The sequence below is a fragment of the Delftia sp. ZNC0008 genome (assembly GCF_000799035.1).
Lineage (GTDB): Bacteria > Pseudomonadota > Gammaproteobacteria > Burkholderiales > Burkholderiaceae_C > Comamonas > Comamonas tsuruhatensis.
In genome coordinates this window covers 1-3,540 of the sequence record NZ_JTKZ01000159.1, presented here as the reverse complement: position 1 = coordinate 3,540, position 3,540 = coordinate 1, and the positions used below count along the sequence as shown (strand labels likewise).

The 3,540-nt window shown below is 68.5% G+C and carries 4 protein-coding genes; all 4 read left to right on the top strand.

The window, feature by feature from the left end:
• Nucleotides 1-1,026 (top strand): sugar ABC transporter ATP-binding protein (locus L995_RS32790; RefSeq protein WP_047469936.1); only part of this gene is annotated, 1,026 nt, incomplete at its 5' end.
• Entirely contained in the window at nucleotides 1,023-2,060 is a 1,038-nt protein-coding gene (locus L995_RS05445) for an ABC transporter permease (protein ID WP_047469933.1), read from the top strand. The genes L995_RS32790 and L995_RS05445, both read left to right, overlap by 4 nt.
• Before the next feature lie 60 nt (nucleotides 2,061-2,120).
• Nucleotides 2,121-3,089: a tagatose kinase gene (locus L995_RS05440; RefSeq protein ID WP_047469930.1), complete on the top strand. Its 969-nt coding sequence runs from the start codon at nucleotides 2,121-2,123 to the stop codon at nucleotides 3,087-3,089.
• Nucleotides 3,090-3,093: 4 nt separating this feature from the next.
• A partial coding sequence (locus tag L995_RS05435) for a class II D-tagatose-bisphosphate aldolase non-catalytic subunit (protein WP_047469927.1) occupies nucleotides 3,094-3,540 on the top strand: 447 nt, incomplete at its 3' end.

Sequence of the window (3,540 nt, the reverse complement as noted above, 5' to 3'; positions counted from 1 at the left end):
TCGCGCATCGTCATCATGGACGAGCCCACGTCCTCGCTCAGCGACAGCGAGGCGCAGATTCTCTTCCCCCTCATCGCCCGCCTCAAGGCCGAGGGGCGCGCCATCATCTATGTCTCGCACCGCATGGACGAGATCATGCGCATCTCCGACGAGATCACCGTCATGCGCGATGGCAGCTCCATCTGCACCCTGGCGCGGGACGAGACCGACATCGGGGCGCTGATCGCGCTCATGGTAGGGCGCCAGATGCAGGACATCTATCCGCCGCGCGGCCCCGCCCCTGACCGCAGCACGCGCGCCCTGCTCCAGGTGCGCGGCCTGGGCCTGGCCGGGCGCTTCGAAGGCATCGACTTCGAGGTCCATGCGGGAGAGATCGTGGGGTTCTTCGGGCTGGTGGGCTCGGGCCGGTCCGATGTCATGGATGCGCTGTTCGGCATGCACCGCTGCACGGGCAGCATCCTCCTGCACGGCCGGCCGCTGCGCCTGCGCTCGCCGGCCGACGCCATCGGCCACGGCGTGGCCTTCGTGACCGAGAACCGCAAGGAGCAAGGCCTGGTGCTGGACCAGTCCGTGCAGCACAACATCTGCATGGTGCAGGTGCACAGCGGGCGCGGCGGCGCACTGCTCACCGACGAGGCCGCCGAGCAATCGCTGGCCCGCGCCTGCGTGCAGCGGCTGAAGATACGCGTTGCCGGCCTGCACCAGCCCGTGCGCCAGCTGTCGGGCGGCAACCAGCAAAAGATCGTGTTCGCCAAATGGCTGGCCATGCGGCCCCGGCTGCTGGTGCTGGACGAGGCCACGCGCGGCATCGACGTGGGCGCGAAGTTCGAGATCTACGCCCTGATCCGCGAGCTGGCAGCGGCCGGCACGGCCGTCATCCTGGTGTCGTCGGAACTGCCCGAGGCACTGGCCATGAGCGACCGGCTGCTGGTCATGCGCAACAAACGCCTCGTCCAGAGCCTGGACAACCTCCATCTGCGCCAGGAGACCGTGATGGCGCACGCCACCGGAGCAGGACTGCCATGACCCATTCCGAACTGAGCATCACCGCGTCTGGCTCCTCCAATGCCTCCGACGCCGCCGAAGGCATCCCGAACCGCCAGGAAACATGGCGAGACGGCTTGCGAGGTGGCTGGCGATCGCTGCGGCGCCACGCCGGCACCCTCATGGGCCTGGCCGCCCTGGTGCTGCTGTTCTCCCTGCTGTCGCCGGCCTTTCTGACGGGCGGCAACTTGCGCAACGTGCTGCTGCAGGTGTCCATCATCGCCATCGTGGCCTTCGGCATGACCTATGTGCTGCTGCTGGGCGAGATCGATCTCTCGGTGGGATCGGTGGTCGCCCTGGCCGGCAGCGCGGCCGGCCTGATGCTGGGCCAGGGCCTGGCGCCTGCCCTGGTGCTGCCCGCCGTTCTGCTGTGCGGCCTGCTGCTGGGCGCGGTCAACGGCTCGCTGTCGGCGCTGCTGCATCTGCCGTCCTTCATCGTCACGGTGGCGACCATGGGCATCTTCCGGGGGCTGGCCTATATCGTCTCGGGCGGCATGCCGGCGCCGGTGGACAACGAGGCCTTTCTGTGGATCGGCAACGGCGAATGGCTGGGCATGCCCGTGCCCATCTGGATACTGGCCGCACTGCTGGCCGCCAACCACTTCGTGCTGTCGCGCACCGTGTTCGGCCGCAAGACCTATCTGGCGGGCGGCAATGCCGAGGCGGCCACCTATGCGGGCATACGGGTGGGGCGGCTCAAGATCGCCATCTTCATGCTGTCGGGGCTGATGGCGGCCGTGGGCGGCCTGCTGCTCACCTCGCGCCTGTACTCGGCCCAGCCCAACGCGGCCATGGGCTGGGAACTGGACGCCATTGCCGCCGCCGTGCTGGGCGGCACGCGCCTGGCCGGAGGCCACGGCAGCGTTGCGGGCACCTTGATAGGGGCGCTGATGATCGGCGTCATCAACAACGGCATGAACCTGATGAGCGTGCCCTACTTCTATCAGCTCATCGTCAAGGGCAGCGTGATTCTGGTGGCCGTGTGCATCGATGTGCACAGCAGGCGCAGGCGCTGACGCATGGGCCGGCGGTGCAGCGAACGGCGCACGGGGTTTGATTCCAAAGGGAGGGAGAGCATGCAATCCATCATGACCATGGGCGAGATCCTCGTCGAAATCATGGCCGAGCGAAAAGGCCAGAGCTTTCGCGCGCCGGGGCCGCTGGCCGGGCCCTACGCCAGCGGGGCGCCCGCCATCTTCATCGACCAGGTCGCCCGGCTGGGGCATCCAGCCGCCATCATCGGCTGCGTGGGCGACGACGATTTTGGCTGGCTCAACATCGACCGGCTGCGCCGCGACGGCGTGGACACCAGCGCCATCGCCGTGTGCCAGAACGCCGTCACGGGCAGCGCCTTCGTCACCTACCGCGACAGCGGCGAGCGCGACTTCATCTTCAACATCACCAACAGCGCCTCGGCCCAGCTGCAGCCCGAGCAGGTCAACCAGGCCGTGCTCAAGGACTGCGCGCATTTCCACGTCATGGGCTCGTCGCTGTTCTCGTTTCGCATCATCGATGCCATGAAGAAGGCCATCGAGATCGTCAAGGCCCAGGGTGGCACCGTGTCCTTCGATCCGAACGTGCGCAAGGAGATGCTGCGCATCCCCGAAATGCGCGAAGCCCTGGCCTACATCCTGGAGTTCACTGACATCTTCCTGCCCAGCGGCCACGAGGTCACGCAGCTGGCCCGCTCGGCCGACGAGGCCGGCGCCATCGCCGAGATCTTTGCGCGCGGCGTGCGCGAAATCGTGGTCAAGCGCGGCGCCGACGGCTGCAGCTACTTCAGTGCCGACGAGCGCATCGACCTCGACGCCCTCCCCGTGGACGTGGCCGACCCCACGGGCGCGGGCGACTGCTTCGGCGCCACCTTCATCACCTGCCGGCGCCTGGGCAAGACCGCGCTGCAATCGCTGCGCTACGCCAATGCGGCCGGCGCGCTGGCCGTCTCCAGCACGGGGCCGATGGAGGGCACATCCGGCTTTGCGGGGCTCGACGCGCTGCTGGCACAGCAGCCGCAGCACCTGCGGCATGCGGTGATGGAGGGCTGAAACCATGCTCACCCACCTCACCCGTCTGGCACAGTCACGCCGCGGGCAGGCGCCAGCAGCCGCTGGCGGCGCGAACGGCGCACTCGGCATCTACTCCATCTGCTCGGCCCATCCCCTGGTCATCGAGGCGGCCATGCACCAGGCGCTGGACGACGGCACGCCGCTACTCGTGGAGGCCACCGCCAACCAGGTCAACCAGTTCGGCGGCTACACCGGCATGCAGCCCGCCGACTTTCGCCGTTTCGTGCTGGCCATTGCCGACCGCTGCGGGCTGCCGCAGGACCGCGTGCTGCTGGGCGGCGACCACCTGGGCCCCACGGCGTGGACACACCTGCCTGCCGCCGAGGCCATGGACCTGGCGCAGGACCTGGTACACGCCTATGCGGCGGCCGGCTTCGTGAAGCTGCACCTGGACGCCAGCATGGCCTGCGCAGACGACCCCCAGACGCGG

What these genes read in the sequence shown, in the direction of transcription:
- L995_RS05440 (WP_047469930.1), top strand. Translation starts at nt 2,121, where the DNA reads ATGCAATCCATCATGACCATGGGCGAGATCCTCGTCGAAATCATGGCC.
- L995_RS05445 (WP_047469933.1), top strand. Translation starts at nt 1,023, where the DNA reads ATGACCCATTCCGAACTGAGCATCACCGCGTCTGGCTCCTCCAATGCC.